21 protein-coding genes are annotated in these 25795 nt (G+C 40.1%); 15 read left to right on the top strand and 6 right to left on the bottom strand.

The genetic code is table 11. From position 1 onward, the window contains the following. Positions 1-13 precede the first annotated feature (13 nt). The 4 genes from WH214_RS12160 to WH214_RS12145 all read left to right on the top strand — a co-directional run bounded on the left by WH214_RS12160 (position 14) and on the right by WH214_RS12145 (position 4427). Positions 14-967, top strand: a complete 954-nt coding sequence (locus WH214_RS12160; RefSeq protein WP_339422924.1) for a formylglycine-generating enzyme family protein — start codon at positions 14-16, stop codon at positions 965-967. A gap of 11 nt (positions 968-978) precedes the next feature. Further along, the gene (locus WH214_RS12155; protein ID WP_339420795.1) at positions 979-2166 is read left to right on the top strand and encodes an OprD family outer membrane porin; all 1188 of its coding nucleotides are present in this window, start codon (positions 979-981) and stop codon (positions 2164-2166) included. A 229-nt stretch (positions 2167-2395) separates the two neighbouring features. Next, positions 2396-3472: an aromatic ring-hydroxylating dioxygenase subunit alpha gene (locus tag WH214_RS12150; protein ID WP_339420797.1), complete on the top strand. Its 1077-nt coding sequence runs from the start codon at positions 2396-2398 to the stop codon at positions 3470-3472. 10 nt (positions 3473-3482) lie between these two features. Continuing rightward, positions 3483-4427, top strand: coding sequence for a PDR/VanB family oxidoreductase (locus WH214_RS12145; protein WP_339420799.1), 945 nt, complete (start codon positions 3483-3485; stop codon positions 4425-4427). Between the two features lie 49 nt (positions 4428-4476). On the opposite strand, the gene WH214_RS12140 is transcribed toward WH214_RS12145, so the two are convergent. The 3 genes from WH214_RS12140 to mhpT all read right to left on the bottom strand — a co-directional run bounded on the left by WH214_RS12140 (position 4477) and on the right by mhpT (position 7056). After that, entirely contained in the window at positions 4477-5172 is a 696-nt protein-coding gene (locus WH214_RS12140; protein ID WP_339420801.1) for a GntR family transcriptional regulator, read from the bottom strand. Positions 5173-5285: 113 nt separating this feature from the next. Beyond that, the gene (locus tag WH214_RS12135; protein WP_339400769.1) at positions 5286-5762 is read right to left on the bottom strand and encodes a MarR family winged helix-turn-helix transcriptional regulator; all 477 of its coding nucleotides are present in this window, start codon (positions 5760-5762) and stop codon (positions 5286-5288) included. Positions 5763-5829: 67 nt separating this feature from the next. Continuing rightward, on the bottom strand, positions 5830-7056 hold the full coding sequence (mhpT, locus tag WH214_RS12130) for a 3-(3-hydroxy-phenyl)propionate transporter MhpT (RefSeq protein ID WP_339400770.1): 1227 nt from the start codon (positions 7054-7056) through the stop codon (positions 5830-5832). 255 nt (positions 7057-7311) lie between these two features. Between mhpT and WH214_RS12125 the strand changes: the two genes are divergently transcribed. The 8 genes from WH214_RS12125 to WH214_RS12090 all read left to right on the top strand — a co-directional run bounded on the left by WH214_RS12125 (position 7312) and on the right by WH214_RS12090 (position 17017). Further along, positions 7312-8145 carry a p-hydroxycinnamoyl CoA hydratase/lyase gene (locus WH214_RS12125; RefSeq protein WP_339420803.1) on the top strand — a complete coding sequence of 278 codons (834 nt, stop codon included), beginning with the start codon at positions 7312-7314 and terminating at the stop codon, positions 8143-8145. Between the two features lie 85 nt (positions 8146-8230). After that, on the top strand, positions 8231-9682 hold the full coding sequence (locus tag WH214_RS12120) for an aldehyde dehydrogenase (RefSeq protein ID WP_339993448.1): 1452 nt from the start codon (positions 8231-8233) through the stop codon (positions 9680-9682). A gap of 77 nt (positions 9683-9759) precedes the next feature. Next, entirely contained in the window at positions 9760-11646 is a 1887-nt protein-coding gene (locus WH214_RS12115) for a feruloyl-CoA synthase (protein WP_339420805.1), read from the top strand. A gap of 75 nt (positions 11647-11721) precedes the next feature. After that, on the top strand, positions 11722-12861 hold the full coding sequence (locus WH214_RS12110) for an acyl-CoA dehydrogenase family protein (RefSeq protein WP_339400772.1): 1140 nt from the start codon (positions 11722-11724) through the stop codon (positions 12859-12861). An 82-nt stretch (positions 12862-12943) separates the two neighbouring features. Beyond that, on the top strand, positions 12944-14197 hold the full coding sequence (locus WH214_RS12105; protein WP_339400773.1) for an OprD family porin: 1254 nt from the start codon (positions 12944-12946) through the stop codon (positions 14195-14197). A gap of 52 nt (positions 14198-14249) precedes the next feature. Beyond that, a complete protein-coding gene (locus WH214_RS12100; protein ID WP_339400774.1) occupies positions 14250-14786 on the top strand; it encodes a DUF3237 domain-containing protein in 537 nt (178 codons plus the stop codon). A 54-nt stretch (positions 14787-14840) separates the two neighbouring features. Then, complete coding sequence (locus tag WH214_RS12095; protein WP_339400775.1) at positions 14841-15233, top strand: PaaI family thioesterase; 393 nt, start codon at positions 14841-14843, stop codon at positions 15231-15233. Positions 15234-15265: 32 nt separating this feature from the next. Next, a complete protein-coding gene (locus WH214_RS12090) occupies positions 15266-17017 on the top strand; it encodes a tannase/feruloyl esterase family alpha/beta hydrolase (RefSeq protein ID WP_339400776.1) in 1752 nt (583 codons plus the stop codon). Between the two features lie 237 nt (positions 17018-17254). Here WH214_RS12090 and WH214_RS12085 read toward each other — a convergent pair whose 3' ends face one another. Together WH214_RS12085 and WH214_RS12080 are read right to left on the bottom strand one after the other, a co-directional pair. Continuing rightward, positions 17255-19237, bottom strand: coding sequence for a TonB-dependent receptor plug domain-containing protein (locus WH214_RS12085; protein WP_339420807.1), 1983 nt, complete (start codon positions 19235-19237; stop codon positions 17255-17257). Positions 19238-19358: 121 nt separating this feature from the next. Next, entirely contained in the window at positions 19359-21602 is a 2244-nt protein-coding gene (locus tag WH214_RS12080) for a TonB-dependent siderophore receptor (protein ID WP_339993446.1), read from the bottom strand. A gap of 573 nt (positions 21603-22175) precedes the next feature. Here WH214_RS12080 and WH214_RS12075 point away from each other — a divergent pair. Next, positions 22176-22526: a hypothetical protein gene (locus WH214_RS12075; RefSeq protein ID WP_339420809.1), complete on the top strand. Its 351-nt coding sequence runs from the start codon at positions 22176-22178 to the stop codon at positions 22524-22526. Positions 22527-22801: 275 nt separating this feature from the next. Here the strand turns inward: WH214_RS12075 and WH214_RS12070 are convergent, their stop codons facing one another. Next, complete coding sequence (locus WH214_RS12070) at positions 22802-23572, bottom strand: sulfite exporter TauE/SafE family protein (RefSeq protein WP_339420811.1); 771 nt, start codon at positions 23570-23572, stop codon at positions 22802-22804. Positions 23573-24436: 864 nt separating this feature from the next. Here WH214_RS12070 and WH214_RS12065 point away from each other — a divergent pair. Both WH214_RS12065 and WH214_RS12060 read left to right on the top strand, forming a co-directional pair. Further along, positions 24437-24970 carry a fimbrial protein gene (locus WH214_RS12065; protein WP_218287622.1) on the top strand — a complete coding sequence of 178 codons (534 nt, stop codon included), beginning with the start codon at positions 24437-24439 and terminating at the stop codon, positions 24968-24970. 77 nt (positions 24971-25047) lie between these two features. Continuing rightward, the gene (locus WH214_RS12060; protein WP_445206365.1) at positions 25048-25779 is read left to right on the top strand and encodes a fimbrial biogenesis chaperone; all 732 of its coding nucleotides are present in this window, start codon (positions 25048-25050) and stop codon (positions 25777-25779) included. Positions 25780-25795 lie beyond the last annotated feature (16 nt).

The following is a 25795-nucleotide window of genomic DNA, read 5'->3' as shown; positions in this document are numbered from 1 at the left end:
GAAGCGCATTATTTTGTCTTCATCATTAATCCTATTCAGTGCTTGCCAAGACAACTCCAAAACCACTCCCCCAGCATCTATTGTAGATTTAGGCAACCGCACCAAGTGCGTAGCGTATTCAGGCTTACCGCAAGGTTGGCTCAATCAGAAAGATGCTGGAATGGTGAAGCTCCCTGCAGGAAGCATACAACTTGGCACCACTCATGGGTACGATGATGAACGACCACTTAACCAAACCAACAATCAGGTTCCTTCGTTTTTAATTGATGCCACTGAAGTTACCAATGCTCAGTTCGCTGAGTTTGTAAAACAGACCGGTTATATCACCGATGCAGAAAAGCAGCATGGTGCCGCCATGTTTGTTCAACCCACTCAGCTAGTTGCTGAACTCGACTGGTGGAGATTTGAACCAGAGGCAAACTGGAAACACCCTTGGGGACTCAAAAGTAGCAAACAACCTCAACCCAATGAGCCCGTCAGAATGGTCACTTGGAACGATGCCTATGCTTATGCCGATTGGTTAGGACATGATTTACCGACTGAACTTGAATGGGAATATGCAGCCAAAGGATTTCAGCAAAACCCCGACCTAGGGCCAAGTCACCATGGTCATATCACTGCCAACTATTGGCAAGGTGAATTCCCTTATCAAAACAATCAGGATGATGGTTTTGCTGAGGTTTCACCTGTAGGTTGTTTTGACAAAAATCCATTTGGATTATATGACCTGATTGGCAATGTCTGGGAATGGACGCAAACCCCATACACAGGACCACGAGACCATCATATGGGAGATCCAGAGCAATATCGGGTCAACCGCAGTGAGGTCTTGAAATACACCATTAAAGGTGGATCTTACCTATGTGCATCAAACTATTGTGCACGTTACCGTGCTGCCGCGAGGCACCCACAAGAACTCGACTTAGCTACTAGCCATGTTGGTTTTAGGACAGTTAAACGTTTTTAAATGGAATTAAAATGAAATATATTTTTATGAATGGGATCTTATTCTCAGGGGTAGCTATTGCCTGTTGTTCAGCACACAGTGCCGAATCTTACACTTTTAAAAACGATCTGGTTTTAAAAACCTTTAGTTTTGACCGAGACTACAAAGACAGCAATAGTAGTGACTCCAGTAGCCTGAGCCAAGGTTTCATTTATCGTGGTGACTGGGTTATGAAAATTGACCAATTACAACTTCATCTCATGCCAAGCCTACAATATGCTTATCGCCTTAGCCCAGATCAGCACACCAGTGATTTGGTGCTGCCTTTTGATTCTGTAAGCAAATCACAAGCTCAGGACTATACCAAGTATGGTCTAGGTGCTGGAATTGAATATCAAAATGCGCGATTTAATTTTGGAGAGCTTACGCCAGATGATCCTCTTGCCCCGCAAGTGGACACCCATCAATTAAGAGTGAATTACCAAGGTGCAGAGCTTAAATATAAATATCAAAATCAAAATTTTGATTTTGGCTTAATTAACCGCTATTCCCCTCGGAATGAAGAGGATTACCGCAAGTTAGCCATTTCCAAACAAGAGTCTGATGGCTTATATTTTTTACGCTGGGATGGCAAAACCAGCAAATACTCTTGGAAGTTTTATGATGGCTATTTACAAGACATCATCAATCAGAGCTATTTTGCGCTAGATTACAATTGGACTTCGCAACAAACCACCAAACTACGGTTGTTCCGACATGATGATGTAGGATTAGCCAAAATTGGGGAATATGACAACACCTCACTCGGTGTCATGCACTTTATGAAGCATGGTAATTTACAAGCTGGTATTGGTTATCAAGAGAATTACGGCAAAGACGGTATTCCTAAACTGGATGGTATGCCCATTCCGCATATGGTGAACTGGACGCTAGGCGCCTTTACCAAAGCCGATGAAAAATCCTACCATTTTGTCGCCTCATATAATCTTCAGGATTACATCAAAGGACTGAAAATCACCTACAAATATATTTATGGTGATTCATTTCAAACCAACAATCAGGATAATTTTGAACAAGAAAGCGATGTCTTGGTTCAATACGACTTAAATCACTGGGTCAAAAATCTCAAATTCCTGTTCCTGAATATCAACTACGATATTAAAAATGGTAAAAGCCTAGATGAACAGCGTTTTATGCTGCATTACACCCTAAAATTCTAATCAACCAAGTCTCCAGAAATCCACGCCAAGTGGATTTTTGGATCCATTTTATTTTTTGCGCATAGATCAAAAATACTCTAAAACTCACAAACACACCCAAAAACAATTATTAAACTTCCATTATTAAGTCATTCACTCCCATAATGTGCAAATCCCCACTCAAACATCAGTTGACCATATAATAAAAATATTATAAATTGGATCCAATAATTGACACGGAGTCATCACAATGTTTATTAAAAATGCTTGGTATGTCGCATGCCGCCCTGAAGAACTTCAAGATAAGCCTTTAGGCCGTACGATTTGCGGTGAAAAAATTGTTTTCTATCGTGGCAAAGAAAATAAAGCTGCTGCTGTTGAAGACTTCTGTCCGCATCGTGGCGCACCTCTTTCACTCGGCTATGTTGAAGATGGCAATCTAGTCTGTGGCTATCATGGACTGGTCATGGGCTGTGAAGGAAAAACCATTGCAATGCCAGCACAACGAGTCAATGGTTTCCCATGCAATAAAGCCTATGCTGTGGTTGAAAAAATGGGCTTTGTCTGGGTCTGGCCAGGTGATAAAAATCTTGCAGATGAATCCAAACTTCCTGAACTAGAATGGGCCGATCACCCTGAATGGAGCTATGGAGGTGGCTTATTCCACATTCATTGTGACTATCGCCTGATGATTGATAACCTCATGGACTTAACCCATGAAACCTATGTGCATTCCAGCAGTATTGGTCAAAAAGAGATTGATGAATCACTACCAATCACCAAAGTAGAGGGTGGTCATGTCATTACTGAACGCTATATGGATAATGTGATTGCCCCTCCCTTTTGGCAAATGGCACTTCGGGGTAATAAACTCGCAGATGATATACCCGTAGACCGTTGGCAGCGTTGTCATTTCTTCGCCCCAAGTAACGTACATATTGAAGTGGGTGTTGCACATGCAGGTCATGGTGGTTATGACGCACCAAAGGACAAGAAAGTGTCTTCGATCGTGGTGGATTTTATTACGCCTGAAACTGAAACTTCACATTGGTATTTCTGGGGCATGGCACGCAACTTCCAGCCAGAAAATACAGAACTCACTGATCAAATTCGTGAAGGACAAGGCAAAATCTTTACTGAAGATTTGGAAATGTTAGAGCAACAACAACAAAACATTCTGAATAATCCACATCGTAAATTACTGATGCTGAATATTGATGCAGGTGGTGTGCAATCACGCAAAGTGATTGAGCGTTTATTGACTGAAGAAAGACATGCTGCGGCAAAACCTGAAGTGGCTAAATTTCCAAATATTCATGTGATTTAAGGATAAAAACATGGACGTTATTATTGATAAGATTCATCAGCTTACGCCCTCTATTCGCGCCCTTGAACTTATTTCCACATCAGGTTCAGCCCTGCCGCCATTTGAGGCTGGGTCGCATATTGATGTTCATCTCAAAAATGGACTTACTCGGCAATATTCTCTCTCGAACTGTTCGAGTGAAAACAATCGTTATGTCATTGGGGTGCTGCACGATGTAAACTCACGTGGCGGTTCACGTTGCATTCATAATGATTATCAAGAAGGTGATGTATTAAATATTGGTCAGCCACGTAATCTATTTGCGCTACATAGCCGAACACAAAAAGCAGTGTTGTTTGCAGGAGGCATTGGAATTACCCCGATTCTCTCTATGGCTTATCATTTAAAAGCACAAGGTATTCCACTTGAACTGCATTATTTTGTACGTAGCCATGAAATGATCGCCTTTTATGGCAATTTAACCCAACATTTTGCAGAACAGATTCATTTTCACATTCAAAATCAGGTTGATACCGAATGTGATATGGCAAAAGTATTGCAACAGCCTGATTCAGGCAAACATCTATATGTCTGTGGCCCAACAGGTTTTATGCAATTTGTAATGCAGTCCGCTGAAACAGCGGGTTGGCAAGCCGAACAACTGCATCAGGAGCATTTTGTTGCACCCAAAGCCTATCATTCAAAAGATGAGGCATTTACCTTAGAAATTAAAGGTACGGGGCGTCGAATAGAAATTCAACCTGAACAGACGGTATCACAAGCCCTGTTAGCACATGGTTTTGATGTGCCTGTATCTTGCGAACAAGGCATCTGTGGTACTTGTATTACCCGTGTTGTTTCTGGCATTCCAGATCATCGGGACGTATTTATGACAGATGAAGAACATGCCTTGAATAATCAGTTCACGCCTTGCTGCTCTCGCGCTAAATCCAAAAATTTGGTGATTGAGCTATAGGAACACTCGTTTTACTCCCGCTCAAATGCATTGAGCGGGAGTTTTTTTATTACACCACGGTCAATATGTTTTTGACCGTCTCGCCTAATAACGCAACACTACTATGTTCTCGCATTAAAGTTTCAGCACGGCCCGACTGGCGCTGAAGTAAAGCTTCATAAATAGAGCAATGCTGCAAATGTGCGTAGTGCAAGCGGCGATATTCAGACAAAGCGCGTGATTCGTCATAGGTAATGGCTTGAACGGAAGCCATAGGCAATTGATTGTTTTTTGCTAAGGCTTGAATAAGCGCAATATTTTGTGCACCTTGAATAATTGTGTCATGGAAAATCACGTTAAATTCATGATAACGTTCTAATTCTTCATCACCAAATTCAGTATGCTCTGCAAAAAGTTGTTCTATTTTCTCTATACAATTTTTGAGAGTTTGCTGCTGTACTTCCGATAAACCTTGCTCAGCTAAAGTTTTGGCTGCCAAGCCTTCCAATACTCCGCGAACCTCTAAGGCATCATTGACCAATTGATTTGAAATTTCACGAACCGTATAACCACGGGTTGGATTCTTGATCAACAATCCTTCTTGTTCCAGCAAACGAAAGGCCATGCGAATGGGCTGTCGTGATACTCCAAGTAACTCTGCTGTTGGGATTTCAGCAATGCGACTGCCGCCTTCAAGCTCACCCGCGATAATCATTTTTCTTAGTTTTATTAATACTTGTTGCCCTGAAGACATCCCTAGCCACACTTGTTAAAAGATTTCAAAGTCATGCTAGCAAGATCAATCATCAACTGACAATACATTTCTAACAGAGAAAACATCTACATCTATGCATGAGTATATTAAAGCCTCATCTTGACTCACTCTGAAGCTGCTTCAACTTTAGATTGTTTTAAGTTATTGACCATAATGTCTAAATTGTTGCGAATTAAATAAGCCAAGTTCATATCGACGCCTTGCAACATTTTAGTTTCCAACGCCTCTACCACAGCATTACATTCGGCTAGTTTAGCTAAACCACTTTCTGTTACTGTAAGCAGAATACGACGACCATGGGTTGGATCTGGAGTTTTCTCAATCCATTGCTGTTGCAATAAATCTTGCAAAATTTTATTGGCCGATTGCGGCTTAATAAATGAACGCTCTGCGAGTTTGGCATTCGATAAATTATTTTTAGAAGCCAAAACAGATAATGCCGTGAACTGAGGCAAAGTGATGTCTAAATCTTTTAAATGTTCTGTTAAATATTTACTAATTACCCGATCTATACGTGCGATGGTATAGCTTAAACGTGGGCCATCTTCTGTTTTTTTATCAACGGTATTTGAACGCATCATAATTTTTCATCATAAAAGCTAAAACTAAAAAAGAAGTATGAGAGTCACCTCTCATACTTCTTTGTATTTAACGAGCTGTCGTACTTTGTATTAACTGTACAGGCTGTTTAGGCTTTCTGACAAGCATCAAGGCAGAAATTGCTGCGATCAGAATCACAGGAATACTTGAACCAATCACGATCGTGGCACTTTGTCCCAGTGACAGTAAAAAACCGGCAAGCAATGGACCAGCAAAAGACCCAATACGACCAACAGCAACTGCTGCCCCAACACCTGTGCCTCGCATTTCGGCTGGATAATAAATGGCAGCAAGCCCATATAATGCAGATTGTCCACCCACAATAAATAACCCACAACCCACTGCAGAGAGTGCCAGCACTGCCACGGTTGGAGAAAAAGACAGACAACACAAAGACACCAAAATGCCGAGATAAATAAATTTAATCACGAAACTCATGCGCATTTTGTCTAGCATCATGCCCATCAAAATTGAGCCAAAAATACCACCAACGTTATAACCCATTTGCACATAATTGGCTTGCAGCTTGGTCAGACCTTGCGCCCCCATCAATAGCGGCAGCCAATTTAGCAAGAAATACAACACCACCAACGTACAGAAGAAACTAATCCAAATTTGAATAGTCGACATTCTTCTTTCTTTAGCAAAGAGCACTTCAAAAAAAGGCGTTGCCGATTGGGTTTTACGGTCTAGATAATCCGTTGATTCAGGTAAGAATTTCATCAGCAATGGAATTAATAAAATTGGGGCAATCCCGCCCACATAGAATATATGACGCCACTCTGCATCGCCAGCCAAAAGCATCGCAACTACAGAGGTGAGTAATCCACCACATGGAATACCACTGTACATAATACTCACTGCTGTGCCTTTACGGTCAGATGATACCGCCTCGGATGCCAAGGTAATCATCATAGGTAAGGCGCCACCCATACCGAGTCCAGTCAAAAAGCGAATCACTAAAAGTAGTTCATAATTTGCTGCAAAGGCAGTCACTAATGACATTACTCCAAATAGCAAGATACTGAAAATTAATACTTTTTTACGACCGATAATATCTGAAAGCCGTCCACCGATAATCGCACCTGGTAAGGTTCCGATAATCGCGGCACTAAAGGCCCAAGCCATGTGGGCATTATCCAACATAAATTCTGCACGCATACGTGGGGCGGCAACCCCCATAGATTGAAGATCGAAACCTTCAAAAATTGCGATTGCAAAACATAATAGCAAAGTGAGTTTGGCCCTTCCCGAGGGATGATGCACTTTATCCATAACTAAATCCTTCTTTTGATATTTCCATGACATCTTGTTGTTTTGTGCTGTTCATCGAACACTTATAAAATATCAGTTAGACTGATTTAAAAATCAATACCAAAATTCATATATTTTTTATAAAAATGATTTTAGTTATATTTTTCAATAATATAAAAAATTTAAGCAAAATAATTTAAAAAACACTTGAATGTAAGTTTAACTGATATTAAGTTAAGTAAAGAACAAACAAACTGTCATTCAAGGAGCAAGCACATGACATATGAAAACCGTTGGGAAACTGTTGATGTACAAATTGAAAATGGTATTGCATGGGTTATTTTAAACCGCCCAGAAAAGAAAAATGCCATGAGTCCAACATTGAATCGTGAAATGATTGATGTCCTCGAAACCTTAGAACTCGATCAAGATGCTCGTGTGCTGGTATTAACAGGATCTGGGGACTCTTGGACAGCAGGCATGGATTTGAAAGAATATTTCCGTGAAGTCGATAGTCAACCAGAAATTGTGCAAGAACGTATCCGTCGTGATTCTTGCCGTTGGCAGTGGCAGCTATTACGTATGTATTCAAAACCAACCATCGCCATGGTTAATGGATGGTGTTTCGGTGGTGGCTTTTCTCCTTTAGTGGCTTGTGATCTTGCCATTGCAGCGGATGAAGCGACGTTTGGTTTGTCTGAAATTAACTGGGGAATTCCACCAGGTAACTTGGTCAGTAAAGCAATGGCAGATACCGTTGGACACCGTACCTCGCTGTATTACATTATGACGGGCAAGACTTTTAGTGGAAAAGAAGCTGAAAATATGGGCTTGGTCAATAAAAGTGTACCTTTGGCTCAACTTAAAGCCGAAGTCGCTGAACTTGCCAATATTTTGCTAGAGAAAAACCCAGTGGTATTACGTACCGCTAAAAATGGCTTTAAACGCTGTCGTGAACTCACTTGGGATCAAAATGAAGATTATTTATATGCCAAGTTAGACCAATGTAACCACCGTGATACCGAAGGCGGACGCCAAGAAGGTCTGAAACAATTTCTAGATGAAAAATCTATTAAACCGGGTTTACAAAGCTACAAGCGTACTGGCTAATTTCTGGTTTTTAAATGGTTAAGTAAGGATACAACCCATGCACAATGTACAGTTAAAACAAGATGAATCTGTAGACACATCAAACATTCATAAGGTGCAATTGCTGATTCACGGGCAATCTGTCGATGCATCGAATCAAGCGACGTTTGAACGAATTAGTCCGATTGATGGTCAAGTCGCAAGTATTGCAGCGGCGGCAACTTTGGCAGATGTCGATTTAGCTATAGAGTCTGCGGCAAAGGCTTTTCCTGTTTGGTCGAAACTTTCCCCGACTGAACGCCGCTTACGCTTACTCAAAGCAGCGGATTTGATGGATGCGAGAACGGATCAATTTATTCAAATTGGGATGCGTGAAACAGGATCAACTGCGACATGGTATGGGTTCAATGTCCACCTTGCTGCCAACATGTTGCGTGAAGCAGCAGCCATGACCACGCAAATGGATGGCAGCCTTATTCCATCCGATGTGCCCGGAAATATGGCGATGGGAATTCGTGTTCCATGTGGGGTTGTGGTTGGTATAGCCCCGTGGAATGCACCAGTGATTTTACCGACCCGTGCGTTAGCGATGCCACTTGCCTGCGGTAATACTGTGGTACTCAAAGCATCCGAAGCTTGCCCTGCAACACAGCGTTTAATTGGTCAAGTGTTGTATGAAGCAGGACTTGGCGATGGTGTGGTAAATGTCATTACTCATGCTGCAGAAGATGCACCGCAAATTGTGGAGCGCTTAATTTCTCACCCTGCAGTAAAGCGAATTAACTTTACTGGATCCACCAAAGTCGTAAAAATTATTGCAGAAACCGCGGCCAAATACTTAAAACCTGTTCTACTCGAACTTGGTGGAAAAGCGCCTGTGGTAGTGTTGAATGAAGCTGATGTTGATGAAGCTGTCAATGCGGTTGCATTTGGTGCGTACTTCAACCAAGGGCAAATCTGTATGTCTACCGAACGCGTACTCGTTCAAGATGGGATTGCGGATCAATTTATTGAAAAACTGATTGAAAAGACTCATACCATTCATGCAGGAAATCCAACATTTAAAGGGAATGCACTAGGCGTATTGGAAAGCCAACGTGCAGCAAATCGCATTCGACATTTACTTGAGGATGGGCAAAGTAAAGGGGCAAATTTACCGCTTGGCATTCATATACAAGACACTGTTATGCAACCAACTTTGGTTTTAAATATTCAACCCGAAATGCTGCTGTATCGAGAAGAATCTTTTGGCCCTGTTTGCACGGTACAACGTTTTAGCAGTGTTGAAGAAGGCATTGCCCTTGCCAATGACAGTGAGTTTGGTTTATCTGCTGCTGTGTTTAGTCAAAATATTGCACAAGCACTGGATGTTGCGAAACAAATTGACTCAGGCATTTGCCATATTAATGGTGCAACAGTGCACGATGAAGCACAAATGCCTTTTGGTGGAACCAAAGCCAGTGGCTACGGGCGCTTTGGCAGTAAGGCTTCGATTGCCGAATTTACAGAATTGCGTTGGATCACCATACAAACACAGCCGCGTCATTATACAATTTAACAATTGGATCTGACCTTAATATTCAATAAAAATGCATGAAGCAAAAATATAAAGCGCAGTGATGCGCTTTCCATGGAGTGAAACCAATGCAAATGAATGCCACTCAATCACAAGATCGCGAACGCTTTGTAAAACTGGGGAGCCATGATGTCGATTATGTTTATCGAGATCAGGTCTTGTATCTTCATCCCAAAGAACAACTTAAAAATTACCCACAAAAACTGACGGATCGCCTAATTCATTTTGCGCAAACTAAACCAGAGCATATTTTTGCTGCAAAACGAAATACTCAAGGTGAGTGGGTCAAACTGAGTTATGCTGACACCTTACAACGTGCATGGCATATTGCCCAAGCCTTACATAATCGCAATTTGAGCGAGCAGCGTCCTTTACTTATTTTATCGGGCAATGATCTTGAGCATTTAACGCTGTCGATGGCTGCAATGTTGGCAGGTGTTCCATTTTCTGCTATATCCCCTGCTTACTCACTGATTTCACAAGATTTTGGTAAACTCAAACATGTTTTCGATGTGCTTACTCCGGGCATGGTCTATGCCAATGATGGTCAAGCCTTCGCCAAAGCCATTCAAAATTGTGCCCAAGCAGAGGTTGAAATTGTCACCAATAAAGGGATTCTGGGTGAGCACAGTTGCACGTCATTTCAGTCACTGTTAGATACGCCTGTCACTCATGTGCAAGAGCATTATCAAAGTTTAGATGAACATCAAATTGCCAAATTTTTGTTTACTTCTGGTTCGACTAAACTGCCGAAAGCTGTCCCAACCACGCATTTGATGTTAAGTGTAAATCAGCAAATGTTATTACAAACTTTCCCAGAGTTTGAAGAAACGCCGCCTGTATTATTGGATTGGTTGTCTTGGCATCATACCTTTGGCGGTAGCCACAATGTCGGTATCGCCCTATATAACGGCGGCACCATCTATATCGATGATGGTAAACCTGTTGCAGGCAAGTTCGATGAGACGATTCGAAACTTAAAAGAAATTTCACCCACAGTTTATTTAAATGTACCCAAAGGTTGGGAAGAACTCACCGATGCACTAGAAAAAGATGCTGAACTGCGTGATCGCTTCTTTGCCAAAGTAAAAATTCTGTTTTTTGCCGGTGCTGCGTTATCCGAAGCAGGCTGGAACCGACTAGACCGAATTGCACAACAACATTGTGGTGAAAAAATTCGCATTATGAGTGGGCTTGGCATGACGGAAACCGCGCCATCTTGTGCGTTTACCACAGGCCCACGCGTTATGGCAGGCTTTATTGGTTACCCAGCACCAGGCTGCGAGATTAAATTGGTTCCCCATGGTGACAAACTTGAATTCTGTGTTCGTGGCAAACATGTCATGAAAGGTTATTGGCGCTTAAATGCAAACCAACAAAGCATCGTTTTTGATGAGGAAGGCTTTTTCCATACTGGAGATGCGGTTCGCTTGGTCGATGTCAATGATCCAACTCAGGGCTTAATGTACGATGGCCGTATTGCAGAAGACTTTAAACTCAATACGGGTACGTTTGTAAATGTCGGAACCATCCGCAATAAGGTTTTGATTCAAGGCAACCGGCTGATTCAAGATGTGTGTATTACTGGTTCAAATCTAAATGCCATAGGCTTTTTGATTTTCCCTAAATTAGATGCCTGTGCCGAGTACGCTGCACTCTCACTAGCAGAAAACTCAGTCGAACAGATATTGAAACATCCTAAAGTACAGCTTTGGTTCCGCCAATTTCTGATGACCTTTAATAAAGATGCAACGGGCAGTTCAAATCGTGCCTCGATGCTTTATTTGATGACTGAACCACCGCAGCTCGATGCAGGTGAAGTCACGGATAAAGGCAATCTCAATCAAGGCAATATCATTAAACGCCGTGCCGAGAAAATTGAAGAGTTGTATCAAAAACAAACTGAGAATTCACTGATTATTCGAATTCCAACCCTAAACAACTAACCTACTGAAATAACAGTAAAAAAGCTCAATTTATTTTGGGCTTTACCCTTACTTTTGCCAAAAAAAAGGTTGAGTATGCAGCAAGATACTGAATTTGAACTGTTTCGAGATAATTATCGCCGCTTTCTAAAAGAATATGTCGCTCCGCACTATGAACAGTGGGAACAAGACGGACTTATTCCAAGACAATTATGGAACCAGTTAGGTGAAAACGGCTTTTTATGTGTTGATGTGCCTGAAGAATATGGTGGTTATGGTGCTCCTGTACACTATTCTCTGATGCTGGTACAGGAAACTGCGCAAGCAGGTTTTACCTCCTTAGCTGTTGCAATCGGTGGACAAAATGAACTGGTTTCTCCATATATTCAAAACTTAGGCAGTGAAGAACAAAAGCAATATTGGCTGCCTAAAATGGTCACAGGTGAAGTCGTAACAGCCATTGCCATGACCGAAGCCAATGCAGGATCGGACTTACAAGCCATTCGCACCCAAGCCATTCTGAATCAAGATCATTATCTTGTGGATGGGTCAAAAACCTTTATTTCCAATGGGATACATGCTGACCTGATTGTATTGGTAGCAAAAACCAATCCTGAAGCACGAGCAAAAGGCATTTCTTTGTTACTGGTCGATGCTAGCTTAAATGGCGTTGAAAAAGGCAGATCTTTGAAAAAAATTGGACTCCATGCCCAAGACACCGCTGAGTTATTTTTCGATCAGGTCAAAGTGCCTAAGAACCAAAGACTGGGCGAAGAAGGTCAAGGTTTTTCCTACCTGATGCAGGAGTTACCTCGTGAACGCTTAAGTATTTCTATGATGGCTTTGGGTTCGATTTTAGGCGCTATTGAAATCACAAGTGATTATGTCCAGCAACGTAAAGCCTTTGGTCAGCCTTTAAGCCACATGCAGAACACGCGTTTTGTATTAGCCAACACACAAATTAAGGCCAAAGCGGCTCAGGCTTTTGTCGACCAATGTGCAGAACAATACAGTCGAGATGCTTTAAGCGTCAGCCATGTTGCTGCTTTGAAATGCTTTATTACCGATACCCAATGCGATGTGATTGATCAATTACTGCAACTGTTTGGTGGCTATGGCTATATGCAGGAATATCCGATTTCGCGCTTTTTTGTCGATGCACGTGTGCAAAAAATTTACGGTGGCACCAATGAAATTATGAAAGAAATTGTCGCGCGGGAAATGCTTGGAAAATAATTCGTTTAAACAAGAAATGAAGAACAGACCTCGGTTTGAGGTCTGAATGTAAAACAACAATGATATTTCAGGAAGAAATGCAATGCAGTCTAAATTATGGATGTACTCTACCCTTATGCTCTCCAGTTCAGTATTTGCAGGTAGCTTTATTGATAACAGCACAGTTGATTTAACCACGCGAAATTTTTATTTTGATCGTGATTATCAAGAACAGTCTAAATACCCTGCCGCCAAAGATTGGACGCAAGGCTTTATTCTAAAAGCCAATTCAGGCTATACCGAAGGAACGGTTGGCTTTGGGGTAGATATTTTAGCAACGGCTGGCTTTAAACTGGATGCCAGTGCAGATTATGCAGGAACAGGAAACTTACCTCGGGATACTGTGACCAATGAACCTGCTTCAAGTTATGGGGAAATTGGGGTCACAGGTAAATCTAAAATCAGTAAAACCGAATTAAAGGTCGGAACACTTCGACCAATGAACCCTGTACTGGTCGCCTCGCCTGCGCGTTTATTGCCACAAACCTATCGAGGGATTTCCTTAGAATCGAAAGATATTCAAAACCTTGATTTTCAATCGGCTTATATCGACAAGGTCAATCATCGTGACTCAACCAATTACGAAAACATTAAAATATCAGGCGTAAATGGGCGCTTTAAAGGCGCAGAAACAGATGGACTCTATTATTTGGGGGGACATTATCAACTCATCCCTAATACTAAACTCACCAGTTTTTATATGAATGTCGAAGACTTATATGACCAATCTATGTTTGGGGTTACTTATAATCATAAATTCAATGAGAACAATAATTTAAGTTCACAATTGCGTTACTACCGCAGCCGTGATGAAGGTCAAGCCAAAGCAGGTTTAGTGGAAAATGATCTGATTCATGCCTATTTTGAATACAAACATCAAAACCATAAGTTTATTTTGGCAACTTTTCATCATAGCGGTGACACAGCATTTCCTTACTTAACTGGAGGGGAAACGGGACTGCTGATTGACACTTGGCCTGCGGAATTTTTAAATCCTAAAGAGCGTGTTTATAGCTTCCGTTATGAATATGACTTCAAAAACTATGTACCAGGTTTACGCTTTATGACCCGTTACACTACGGGTGACAATATTTATGCGCCAAATTTGGGTGGAACGGATTTAAAAGAACATGAAACTGATTTTGACCTTGGTTATACGGTGCAAACAGGTATGTTCAAAAACCTTGGCTTACGCGCACGTTATGCCATGTATGACAACAATATGCTCTCTACCGCCAACATCAAACCATCCAACGAAACACGCATTAACATTGATTACACATGGAAGTTTAAATAAGCAAATGGAGGTTCTGCATGGATCAGAACCTCAATTTCTTGAGGGGAAATTTATGCAAAAACGACTTAGCCTATTCTTTGGATTGTGCTTACTTAACCAGACACATGCTGAAACTCAATACCATCCACCAGCCCCTCATTTAGAACCACTGGCTCAATTTAGTGTCGATTTAAATGCTCCTGTGTGGGAACTCGGAACCACTAGCGATAGTGGCAAACGCCGCATTATTCCTATCACGGGAGGATCATTTGTAGGCAAAGCCTTTAAAGGCCGTATTTTAAATAACGGAGCAGATTGGCAAATTGTCGATAGCAAAGGCCTCGCCATTATTGATACGCGGTACCTGCTTGAAACTGAAGATGGCGCACTGATTTATCTTCAAACCAAAGGTTATCGACATGGATCAGCACAAGTACTGCAACAACTTGCAGAGGGTCAAGATGTCGATCCGAACAAATACTATTTCAAAATCACCATGCAATTTGAAACCAGCTCACCCAAATATGCTTGGCTGAACCAAACGGTAGCCGTAGGGAGCGCTATACGTTTAGGTAAAGCTGTAATTTATGATGCTTATACGCTTCAGTGATCAGGCAAACCCATTCATTTTTATCTTCTTCATTTGAAACAAGGATCTTTCGAAATGACGCTGAAAACTTTAGAACACCTGCCGCCCATCCACCATCATCTGGGAGGTCACAATATTCAATGGAATGCTGAGCAGACCGAACTAGAAATTAGCTACGTGGCGCTCGACAGTTTTACCAATCCTCGAGGAAGTGTAGAAGGCGGCATGGTCTGCGCCATGTTGGATGATGTGATGGGGTTATTTGCCTATTTGGCCAATCAGCAGACACCAGCCACCACCATTAACTTAACTATGGATTTTTTACGCCCTTGCTTAGTCGGTACAGTACTCACCAAATGTCGCTTTATCAAGCAAGGCAAAGTCATTCTCAATATTGAAAGCGAAGCATGGCAAAACCAGAAACTGATTGCCAGAAGTACTGCAAATTTTATGGTGCTTACCCCCTAACCTACGACATTGTTTGATATGGAACTTCAATCATGCAAAAGCAGTTAAAACAAAAAAATTGGTTCATACCGTTAAGCGTATTGACCTTATGTGTTGGTCTTTCAGCCTGTGGCGATAATGACAGCTCAAATACGACACAAGCCACGGCCACAATTCCGAAACTTTCTCCAGCTATCGGAACCAACTTAAAAGGTGCATGCGCGGATTTACAAGGGTTTCAATATGCAAATACCAGTATCACTTCTGCAAGCTTAGAAGCAGCAGGCAGCTTAAAAGTTGCAGGTCAAGATATTGCGGCACACTGCCGCATTACAGGCTACATGTACCCGCGAGTCAGTCCCGTAGATGGTCAAAGCTATCAAATTGGTTTTGAAATGCGCTTACCACTGGACTGGAATGGCCGCTTTCTTTATCAAGGCAATGGCGGAACTGATGGCAATATTGTCACGGCAACGGGGCAAGTGGGCAGCGGTGGCCCATTGACCAATGCACTGCATGATGGCTTTGCTGTTATTTCATCTGATGCTGGACACAATGCTTCACAAAATCCATTGTTCGGATTAGACCCACAAGCTCGAATAGACTATGGCTATGGTGCGATTACCAAACTCACTCCCATGGCGAAAAATCTGATTCAAGCTGCTTATGGAAAACTGCCAGACCGTTCTTATGCAGGTGGAACCTCAAACGGTGGACGCCATGCCATGATGGCAGCAACACGTTTAAGTGATCAGTATGATGGGATACTCGCGAGTACGCCGGGTTTTCATCTACCACGTGCTGCGGCAGCCCAACTCTATACCGCACAACAATTACGCCGTGTAGCTACGGATGAAAATGATTTGAGTACAGCCCTTACGCTATCGGAACGCAAACTGTTGGCGCTATCTATTTTAAATCAATGTGATGGTTTAGATGGTGCTAATGATGGCTTAGTCCAAGATGTAGAAGCTTGTCGGACTGCTTTTGATATTCATCGTGATGTGCCTGTGTGTACAGTTGAGCGTGATGGAAGTTGCTTAAGCACAGAACAACTAGACGTGCTCGCAAATATTTATCGCGGCCCCGTCAATGCAACAGGTGAAGCACTGTACTCCACACAGCCTTTTGACCCGGGACTACTGGGCAGTAATTGGGCCAGTTGGAAGTTTGATTCCTCTGTTGGTACGGCACGTGACCCTGTGGCTGTTGGGATTATTTTTCAGGTTCCACCAGATCCAAGTATGATGCAAAACTCTCGACAATTTGCCTTCAATTTTAATTTTGACGTGGACTATGCAAAATTATCGGCAACGAATGAAACCTATCAAGAAAGTGCGATGTCTTTCATGATTCCGCCCAATGAATTAAATCTGGATCAGTTACAACAACGTGGTGGCAAAATGATTGTGGTGCAAGGTACGGCCGACGGGGTATTTTCTGTAGATGACACTCAGAACTGGTACGATAAATTACTGCAAAAATATCAAAATAATGCCTCAGGCACTGCTCCAAGTTTTGTCCGTTTTTTTCGTGTTCCGGGTATGAATCACTCTCGTGGTGGCATCGCAACCGATCAGTTTGACGCACTCAAGGCACTGGTCAACTGGGTTGAATATGGTCAGGCACCAGACCGAATTATTGCTGGCTCACGCGGCGAAGGCAATGCCAGTGGGCAAGTGAATACTGAATTGCCTACCGACTGGTCGGCAAACCGCACTCGTCCACTTTGTCCATATCCGTTAATTGCACGCTATAACGGTCAGGGAGACAGTGAGCAAGCTGAGAATTTTAGCTGTAAATAGGTCTTAAAATGGAGAACAATATTTTGCTCTCTATTCTTCAAATTTTCGATCGATAAAAAAAATTATACATGCTTAAAAATAAATTTAAGTCACAAATAGATAAGCATATCTGACTAATGTATCAGGTATTTATTTATATCTGTATAGCAGCATTCTCATTCCTATTATTTTTGGAGTTGGGCTAAATATGAGATTTAAAAGCACCCAAAGGTGCTTTTAAATTTATAACCGTTTAAATCAATACTTAAAATTAAAACCAACAAAAACCGTTCGACCCATTAAAATGTAATCAATGGAACGTGCAACATCATCGCGTTTAGTATTGGTTAAGTTTTTAATCCCTGCTTGCATAGTAAAACTCGGATTAAATTGATACTGTCCACTTAGGCCTAAAATATGGTAATCATCTGATTTCTGACTCTTAGAAATGGCAGGTACATAGAGCATTTGGTTACCAATATATTGATAGTTCAGGTTCAATCCCAACGCATCATTCACACGCCAATCTAAAGCCATATTGCCTGTATGACGTGGGCTATAGTCTAGTTCTTTGTCTGTATCTTTATTTTTAGCATCTGAATAAGTGTAATTAAATTTCACCCCTAAAGCATCATTTACATCATACTGGCTTTCAAGTTCTACCCCTTTGACTGATGCTGAATGTACATTGGTATAAGTCATGACTTTAGGACGGTATCCCGCTCTCCAACCATCGCTTACAATCATGTTTTTAATGTCATTATCGAAGTACATTAAACTTGCATAAAATTGGTCATTTTCATACACACCACCAAACTCATAACTTGTTGCAGTTTCAGGTTCTAAGTCAGGGTTTCCAATCACCTGACACATTCCACGGCAGGCCAATACCGAATATGTCGGATCTGATTGTGACAAACTTGGAGCCTTGAAGGATTTACCGATTCCCCCTTTAAAGTTAAATTGATCCGTGACTTGATAAACACTATAAAAGCGTGGGCTGAACTCACGGCCAAAGCTGTCATAATCATCAAAACGTCCAGCAAAAGTCAGAGAGAGTCGGTCAAGTTTCCATTCATCTTGTAGATATAATGCTGTTTGATTTACCGACGCAGAACCATTCAAGTTTTGATTATGCTCTAACTCTGTTTTACGGAATTCAGCTCCACCAGTCACTAAATGTTGTTCTCCAATATGTCCACTCACTTGAGCATCAAATGTATGGTTAGTTTGCTGAATATCTCCCGTCTTTTTATACAAATTGGTGATGATTTCTGAGTTATCCATCAAGTCCACGTTTTCATAGTAATAGCGCAGTCTGCTATTAATATCATTCCAATTCGCAGAATAAGTCAGTCCAACACTGGTACGGTCCATTTCTTGGATATTGGTTGGAAATGACAAACCATAGTTGTTCCATACCGCTTTACGGTCATCAGAACGATGGGTTAAATCAACATCTAAAGTCTGGTTATCATTAATCAGCCAACTGACATTTGAAAGGATGCTAAAACCTTTACGTTTTTCCGCTGCATCCGTATTTTTATAGATGCTTTGTTCAAAACGCCAAGCCTGTTGATCGATACCCTCAAGTACCAAATTTGCCAAGAGTTTATTTTCAATCAGGCTACCACCAATGTAGGCACTTGCTTTATGAATTGCTCCATCATCTCCTTCACTTGGTAACTCATAACTATAGTTAAATGCGGTCTCTAATTGCTCGCTAGGTTTCTTTAAAATAATGTTAACCACGCCGCCGAGGGCATCTGCACCATATATGGAAGACATTGGGCCACGCACTACTTCAATTCGATCTACTGCAGCCAAAGGAATAGATGACAAATCAAAGTCATTTGAATAATTAGAGGTTAATGCGTCTCTAGAATTCACACGACGTCCATTGACCAATATCAATGTGTAGTCCGAGTCTAATCCACGAATTTTAATTTCTTTACGACCATACGCAGACGACGTATTGATATGGATCCCCGCACTCTGTTGTAAAGCATCTGCTAAGTCATAAACAGGACGTTTTGCTAAATCTTCTTGGGTAATGACACTAATCGTTGCCGGTGCACTTTTTTGGTCACGCTCTGTTTGACTGGCTGTCACTGTAATTGTAGCTAACTTCTCAGCGATCACTTCATCCGCAAAAGCCGTTGTAGAAAGAATACTCACCCCTAAAAGACTTTGAATCGCAACACTCAGAACTTTCTTATTGAAAAATATTTTATTTAACATATTATTAAGACCATAATTATAATTGATAATTATTCGCGATTATATTGATTGGTAAATAATTTGCAACATTTTTGTATAAAAAAAACCGCCCTTTTAGGCGGTTTTTTTGACTAAATAAAATTTAAAATTTTGCGCGAACTGTAAATGTTACATTTCTTGGCTCACCCCAATAGACGCCATTATAGAAGCCCACATTGAGATAGTATTTTTCATCAAACAAGTTATTAATATTTAAGCTCGCAGACAACTCATCACTAAACTTATAACTCGCAAAGGCATTTGCTAAATAATACGATTTTTGTACCACTGTACCACCGTTATAAGCATTCTCCGGCGCAGTTCCCCAGTTTTGAAAAATCTCACTTTGCCAATTGACTCCGCCTCCAACAGTCAGCTTATTAGCTCCATTCCACCAATTTTTTGGCAATGTATAGCTGGTAAAAAACTTAACTTGGTTTTGTGGAATTGTGGTCGTTGAGTTTGATATTGCTGAACTCACACTATTCACATAGGTATAACCAGCACTCACATTCCAATTGTCTTGTAACTTACCAATTGCCTCAATTTCAAAGCCATTCACTTTTAGTCCTTTACCAGAGGACATATATGCCGTATCCATATTATCTACTTTAGGAATAGTTTTATTGGCTACACCATCGCGATATTCCTTATCTTCAACAGCAAGATCTTTGACGGATGACCAAAATACGGCGGCCGTTGTTAATAATTGGGCATCAAAAAATTCAGCTTTAATTCCGAGTTCTGTACTATTACCAATTTCTGGATCTAAGTAATCGCCCGTTCTATCCCTTCTACCCGAAGGTGTAAACATATCCGTATAGCTTGCATAAGCAGTGTAATTATCATTGAAATCATAAAGTACCCCCACATAAGGAACAAACTGCTCAAAGCTACGTGGTTTAGCTGACAAAGCTTTATTTGAGTCTGCTGTCCATGTCTCATTTTTATAATCATAAGTATAAAAACGCCCCCCTAAAATCAACTTAAGTGGATCGGATAAATTCAACCGTACTGTTGAATAGTAACCAAATAACTCTGTGGTGGTTTTACTCCCAGCACCTGTTTTTACATAGGTTGGCTTTGGCAAATCCCCCGTCCAATCACGATAATCAGGAATGTCGGCTTCATATCCCAATTTCGGAAATGGCTTTACAGATTGCGATGTAGTCTCTGATTTAAAGCCACTGTAACCTACAATTAACTCATGTTCGCGACCAAGTAGTTGAAAAGGACCTGTTGCATATAAGTCTAAATTGAGTTTTTTACTCTCTGAGTAAGGTGATAGCTGAGTCCATATACTCAGACCTTTACCCGTTGAAGGATCTGGGAACCCGCTTCCACCGTAAGCAACGAACCAACTATTATCCGACGTACTATGTGCGGCAGCTGCTTTTACCATCCAACCGCTGTCAAAGTGATGCTGAATATCTGCAAAAATTGTTTCATCTTTATGCTTAATTGCACTCCAGTCTGTCGTTAAACTAAAATTTCGTGGCAAGTGAGCAAGGCTACCATCCGCATTAAAGTAAGGAACTGTTCCCCATGTTGACCCTTTAGGGTCATTATCTTGATATTGGAACCCGATAGATGCCGTCGTATTATCCGTTAAATCTGCTTCTACAATTGCCATGGCCGCAGTTGACTTTAGCTCATAGAAATCCATATACGATTCTTTATCTGTATATGCAGCCATCACCCTACTACGTACACTGCCATCTTGGGTCAAGGGAATCGAGGCATCAGCTGTTACACGAGTATTATTCCAGCTGCCATACGTTGAACTTACGCTGCCTGAGAATTCTCTATTTGGGCGCTTACGCACCATGTTAATCGTCGCTGATGGATTCCCTGTTGATCCAGTTAGACCACTTGCCCCTTTAATTACCTCAACTCGGTCGAAGAAAAAACTATCCGCACGCGGACTATTGTCTCCTACTGGCATACCATCAATTTGTCGGTTGGTAATAGAAAAACCGCGGGCATAGTAACTTGAACGTTCACTATCTTGTTTGGTTGCAGTTACACCTGGTGTCGCCGCCATTACATCATCAATGCTGACAAGATTACGCTGTTCAATCTGTTCCTGCGTGACAACACTCACAGACTGCGGTGTTTCTTTTAAACTTAAATCTAGTTTTGATGAAGATTTTGATTTATTTGCTTTAAAACTTCCCGTCCCCTCTGTTTTATCACTGACTGTCGCTTTAGATGTAATGGTCGCAAGTGTTGCTGTATCCGCTCTTTGATCTTGTTCTACAGCCCAAGCAAAATGCGTTATTCCCCCGTAAATTAAGATGGATTGAACAGCTAAGCTAAGAGCTTTTATTCGGAATTGTGAAGTCATAATGTAGGTTAAGTAATAAATAGTGATAATCATTATTATTATGATTATATTTTACTATGTAAATATTTATAGCCCAGTACATTTATCGATAAAAAAAATGATCCTTTTTTCAAAGCCATATAAAACCATTATTCATAAGTTTTTATTATTATTTTTCAAATATTTAGCTTCTTAAAGCCACAAAAAAATTAGCTTAAATATCAACCTATAATCAATTATAATGACTCTCATCATAACTTTTTTGTAAATCCTAGAGCATATTAGCCTGTAGCCTAGATACCCCATAACAAGTTGATTTTGTCCAAAATTGAACTATGTTCTTCCCGACCATCAATAGAAAGCTTTGCAAGCTTGTAAAACATTTCTATAGCTGATTGTCATCTTATATACATACTGCCTTTTGCCTAAGTTTAGTTTCAAGCTGAATATCAGCAGCGTGGACAAAATAATCAAAAATCACACTAAAAATATAATGGCGTTCTACGCTTTTAATTGCCTTCACCTTTTAGAACTACTACCCTATTTATGTAGTTTTATTTTAAAATAGGCAGCTTTAAAAATTGGATCACCTTAATGAAAAGAAACATGCTTTTAGCTGTATATGGGATCACTTTTACTACAACAATCACGACATCGACACTTTCTTTAGCTCAACACCAGCTATATCCATTAGAAAAACCAAGTTCGGAGATGAACTCGACTCAACAGCCATTTGATTTTTTTAAGTCTGCCAAACAGCAAGAATTAAATTCAATACAACAACATGAAAACGATTTATTCAAAACACAGGAAGACCGTAGACATACCGCAAATATGAGCTCATTTGAAAGGTCACACTATTATTTAATCAATCATGATACTGGTGTATTAAACTTAGAAGAAAATGAAAGTCGAAATAAAGCGTTAATAAATGCTCAAAGATAAAAAAAGCTTCGGCGATGATGATTTCAGATTTTCTCAGCTTCATTTGGAGATTCAAAAGCTTTAAAATTCATAAGAAGTAACTACTCTATATTTGCTATCTTTTTTAGTCTCTTTCTCTATATGTAAAAGCATCTATGGACCAATATACAAGGTAGGAGCCCATTATCGGCTCACTCATATATTGCTCTTATTGTATTATTAGGTTTATTATTTTCAGACATGTTTTTGTGATGATCGCTTAGAACTTTAAAACATGACCATTCAAAAGTATGGCCTTATGAAACAAAAATAGACATGCCCATTCGCCCGATCAGAAAGACCAGTAAAATCAGGAAAAATATTCGAATAAAACCACTTCCATAACGTAAAGCCAAAAATGAACCTAAAATAGATCCAGCGATATTACATACAGCCACGATCACACCGATGTTCCATAGAACATGACCAGCAGGGATAAAAAACAAGAGAGACGCACTGAATGTTCCTAAATTGACCAGTTTGGCGGAAGCTGAAGCATTTAAGAAATCAAATCCAAAACATTTAACAAATAAGAAAAGTAAAAAGCTTCCACTACCAGGGCCAAAGACTCCATCATAAAACCCAATGAGTGCACCAAAGAATATACCCAATAAAATTTCTCTTTTACTGCATTGAATATAACTATGAATTTTTCCTAAATCTTTCTTAATAAAGGTATAAATGGCCATAACTACCAATAGAAAGAAAACAATATATTTCATTATCTCTTTGGGAATAAATGAAACAGATATGGCTCCTAAAAATGCAAAAATAAATGCAGAAATCATGGTGGGTAACATTAATACCCATACAATTTTTATTCTTTTTATATAGGTAAAAATAGAGGACAGTGTTCCTGCCAGAACAGCAAATTTATTCGTTCCAAAAACCGTCGCCAAACTATACTGTGGTAGTGCATGTATAAGTGCAGGTAATTGGACCAATCCTCCACCACCAACAGCAGCATCAATTAAGCCTCCACAAAAAGCAAAAAAGCCTAATGCAATTAGAACATTTTCGATACCCATATGAGCTTAATCATTCCTTTGATATATATCTAATAACAATTCTGCTAAAAATGGCCTATAAAAAGAAGTAAAATTCAGCCTTATACTTTTGGACAGACATTGGGGTGTTCCAAGCCATTCAGTAGCTTTTTGTAGGTACACGTGTCAGCATCAATTGTTTTAGGATTGAAATGCTGATTTAAAGCGATTACCTTCTTATAAAATTCCGAATGTCTATACAAATGACAGTTGCATTTACACCCAAATATATACAACAAATTATATATTTTGAATATACGACCACTATAGTGTTATGGAGTCCTACTCGATTTACAACAAACAACTATCCATATATAAATAAGCAGTTTTTGACTAGGTGCAAATTGAACTCGTTTATCAATTTTTAGATTATGTTTATTTCACTTCAATTTCCTTTTTGATATCAACTCAACTTCACAAGTGATATTCATCTCTTCAGATCACTCTCCTCATGACTAATCTCCGTAAACAGCCACACTTAAAAGTCGATGTTAAGTAAGCACAGCTAGGAATTCGCTTAAATTTTAATCTTTTCAAATTCAATTTTTAGTTATTTCAATAAGAAATGTATAATTTTTTTATAAAAAAGTGTGACAAATATTAAGAATAAAAAGAACGAATATTTGACCTATATGAATATATAAAAACTGCTAAGTCACTATTATATTTAAGAAGATATTTATTGTAATTTTTTGTCAATCTATATGATTTTAATTCACCATACTAATTAAACATATTTTAATTAAAATGTGACATAGTTTGCATTTATATTTTAGTTTGTTATAGTTTGCGCACCAAAATGGTACATTATTAACAATTATCCACATCTTTTTTGGAATATTTTAAATGAAAAGTATCGCAGTTATCGCAACTACAACTATATTAGCTATGAGTGCAGCAAATGCAGCAGATGGCACAATTACGATCAACGGATTAGTAACAGATAAAACATGTGACATCGTTACTCCCCAAGGTAAAGACTTCACCGTAACTTTACCTACCGTTTCTCGACAAACCCTTGCTAAAGTTGGTGACGTAGCTGGCCGTACTCCGTTCACCATTCAACTCGATAACTGTTCAGAAGGTAAGGTAGCTACTTATTTTGAACCAGGTGCTACTGTTGATTTCTCAACTGGCCGCCTAAATAACCAAGATGCTAGTGGTGCGAAAAACGTACAAGTTCAACTCTTGGGTTCAAATAATTTATTCATTCCATTAAAAGCTGCAGGTGCAAATGGCGCTCAAGAAAACTCTCAATGGGTTGATGTTGCTGACCAAGGTTCTGCAGACTTGAACTACTATGCTGAATACTATGCAACTGATGCTTCTACGGCAGGCAAAGTAACAACCTCTATTCAATATACAATTATTTATCAATAATTTATAGCGTATAGCTGAGAGCTTGTGCTGCTATTTGCATAAGCTCACTTGTTAAGATTTGTTTGAGAGAATATATCATGCACTTTAAGTCATCCCTTTTCAAAACTGCACTTTTAGCTTGTTTTATGCCATTTACTGCAACAAATGCCGAGATTATTATTCATGGCACACGTGTAATCTATCCTTCAGATGCTCGTGAAATCACTTTACAAGTGAGCAATAATGGTAACAAACCTGCACTTGTACAAGCTTGGATTGATGAAGGTGATGCGAAAAGTACTCCAGACCAATCTCAAGCCCCTTTTATGATTACTCCTCCAATTTCACGGGTAGATAGTCAAAAAGGCCAAACTTTAAGAATTTCCGCTTTACCAAGAACTGCAAACTTATCTCAAACTCAAGAAACCTTGTATTGGTTGAATATTTTAGATATTCCTCCCAAACCTACTGCAAAAAATGCAAATGACGCGCCAGATAATTTCTTACAATTAGCAATCCGTTCACGCATTAAGTTTTTTTATCGCCCAAGTGAAATTAAAGGGGATTCAAGTGCTGCTCCCTCTAAACTTCAATGGACAGTGCTAGGCAACCAACTTAAGGTAAAAAATCCTACGCCCTTTCATATTACATTGACGTCTATCAATCAGAACAATGCGGGCCAGCGTACAGACTTAATCAAAGAAGGCTTAATGCTAAAACCGTTTTCTGAGGACAGTGTTAAGTTGAAGGGAGGCAACATCTCCCAAATGGTCTTCACCAGCATCAATGACTACGGTGGTCGTGTCGAGTTGCCAATTCGCGTGCAATAAAATTATTCAAAGATAA

This window comes from Acinetobacter sp. MYb191, from assembly GCF_037572605.1.
Lineage (GTDB): Bacteria > Pseudomonadota > Gammaproteobacteria > Pseudomonadales > Moraxellaceae > Acinetobacter > Acinetobacter johnsonii.
This window is presented reverse-complemented; position numbering and strand designations above follow the sequence as displayed.

Bases quoted from the DNA above. Each gene is read 5' to 3' on its own strand.
- WH214_RS12110 (WP_339400772.1), top strand. From the start codon at position 11,722: ATGCAGCAAGATACTGAATTTGAACTGTTTCGAGATAATTATCGCCGC.
- WH214_RS12155 (WP_339420795.1), top strand. From the start codon at position 979: ATGAAATATATTTTTATGAATGGGATCTTATTCTCAGGGGTAGCTATT.
- WH214_RS12145 (WP_339420799.1), top strand. From the start codon at position 3,483: ATGGACGTTATTATTGATAAGATTCATCAGCTTACGCCCTCTATTCGC.
- WH214_RS12105 (WP_339400773.1), top strand. From the start codon at position 12,944: ATGCAGTCTAAATTATGGATGTACTCTACCCTTATGCTCTCCAGTTCA.
- WH214_RS12095 (WP_339400775.1), top strand. From the start codon at position 14,841: ATGACGCTGAAAACTTTAGAACACCTGCCGCCCATCCACCATCATCTG.
- WH214_RS12100 (WP_339400774.1), top strand. From the start codon at position 14,250: ATGCAAAAACGACTTAGCCTATTCTTTGGATTGTGCTTACTTAACCAG.
- WH214_RS12060 (WP_445206365.1), top strand. From the start codon at position 25,048: ATGCACTTTAAGTCATCCCTTTTCAAAACTGCACTTTTAGCTTGTTTT.
- WH214_RS12065 (WP_218287622.1), top strand. From the start codon at position 24,437: ATGAAAAGTATCGCAGTTATCGCAACTACAACTATATTAGCTATGAGT.
- WH214_RS12150 (WP_339420797.1), top strand. From the start codon at position 2,396: ATGTTTATTAAAAATGCTTGGTATGTCGCATGCCGCCCTGAAGAACTT.
- WH214_RS12070 (WP_339420811.1), bottom strand. From the start codon at position 23,572: ATGGGTATCGAAAATGTTCTAATTGCATTAGGCTTTTTTGCTTTTTGT.
- WH214_RS12075 (WP_339420809.1), top strand. From the start codon at position 22,176: ATGAAAAGAAACATGCTTTTAGCTGTATATGGGATCACTTTTACTACA.
- WH214_RS12135 (WP_339400769.1), bottom strand. From the start codon at position 5,762: ATGATGCGTTCAAATACCGTTGATAAAAAAACAGAAGATGGCCCACGT.
- WH214_RS12080 (WP_339993446.1), bottom strand. From the start codon at position 21,602: ATGACTTCACAATTCCGAATAAAAGCTCTTAGCTTAGCTGTTCAATCC.
- WH214_RS12125 (WP_339420803.1), top strand. From the start codon at position 7,312: ATGACATATGAAAACCGTTGGGAAACTGTTGATGTACAAATTGAAAAT.
- mhpT (WP_339400770.1), bottom strand. From the start codon at position 7,056: ATGGATAAAGTGCATCATCCCTCGGGAAGGGCCAAACTCACTTTGCTA.
- WH214_RS12085 (WP_339420807.1), bottom strand. From the start codon at position 19,237: ATGTTAAATAAAATATTTTTCAATAAGAAAGTTCTGAGTGTTGCGATT.
- WH214_RS12090 (WP_339400776.1), top strand. From the start codon at position 15,266: ATGCAAAAGCAGTTAAAACAAAAAAATTGGTTCATACCGTTAAGCGTA.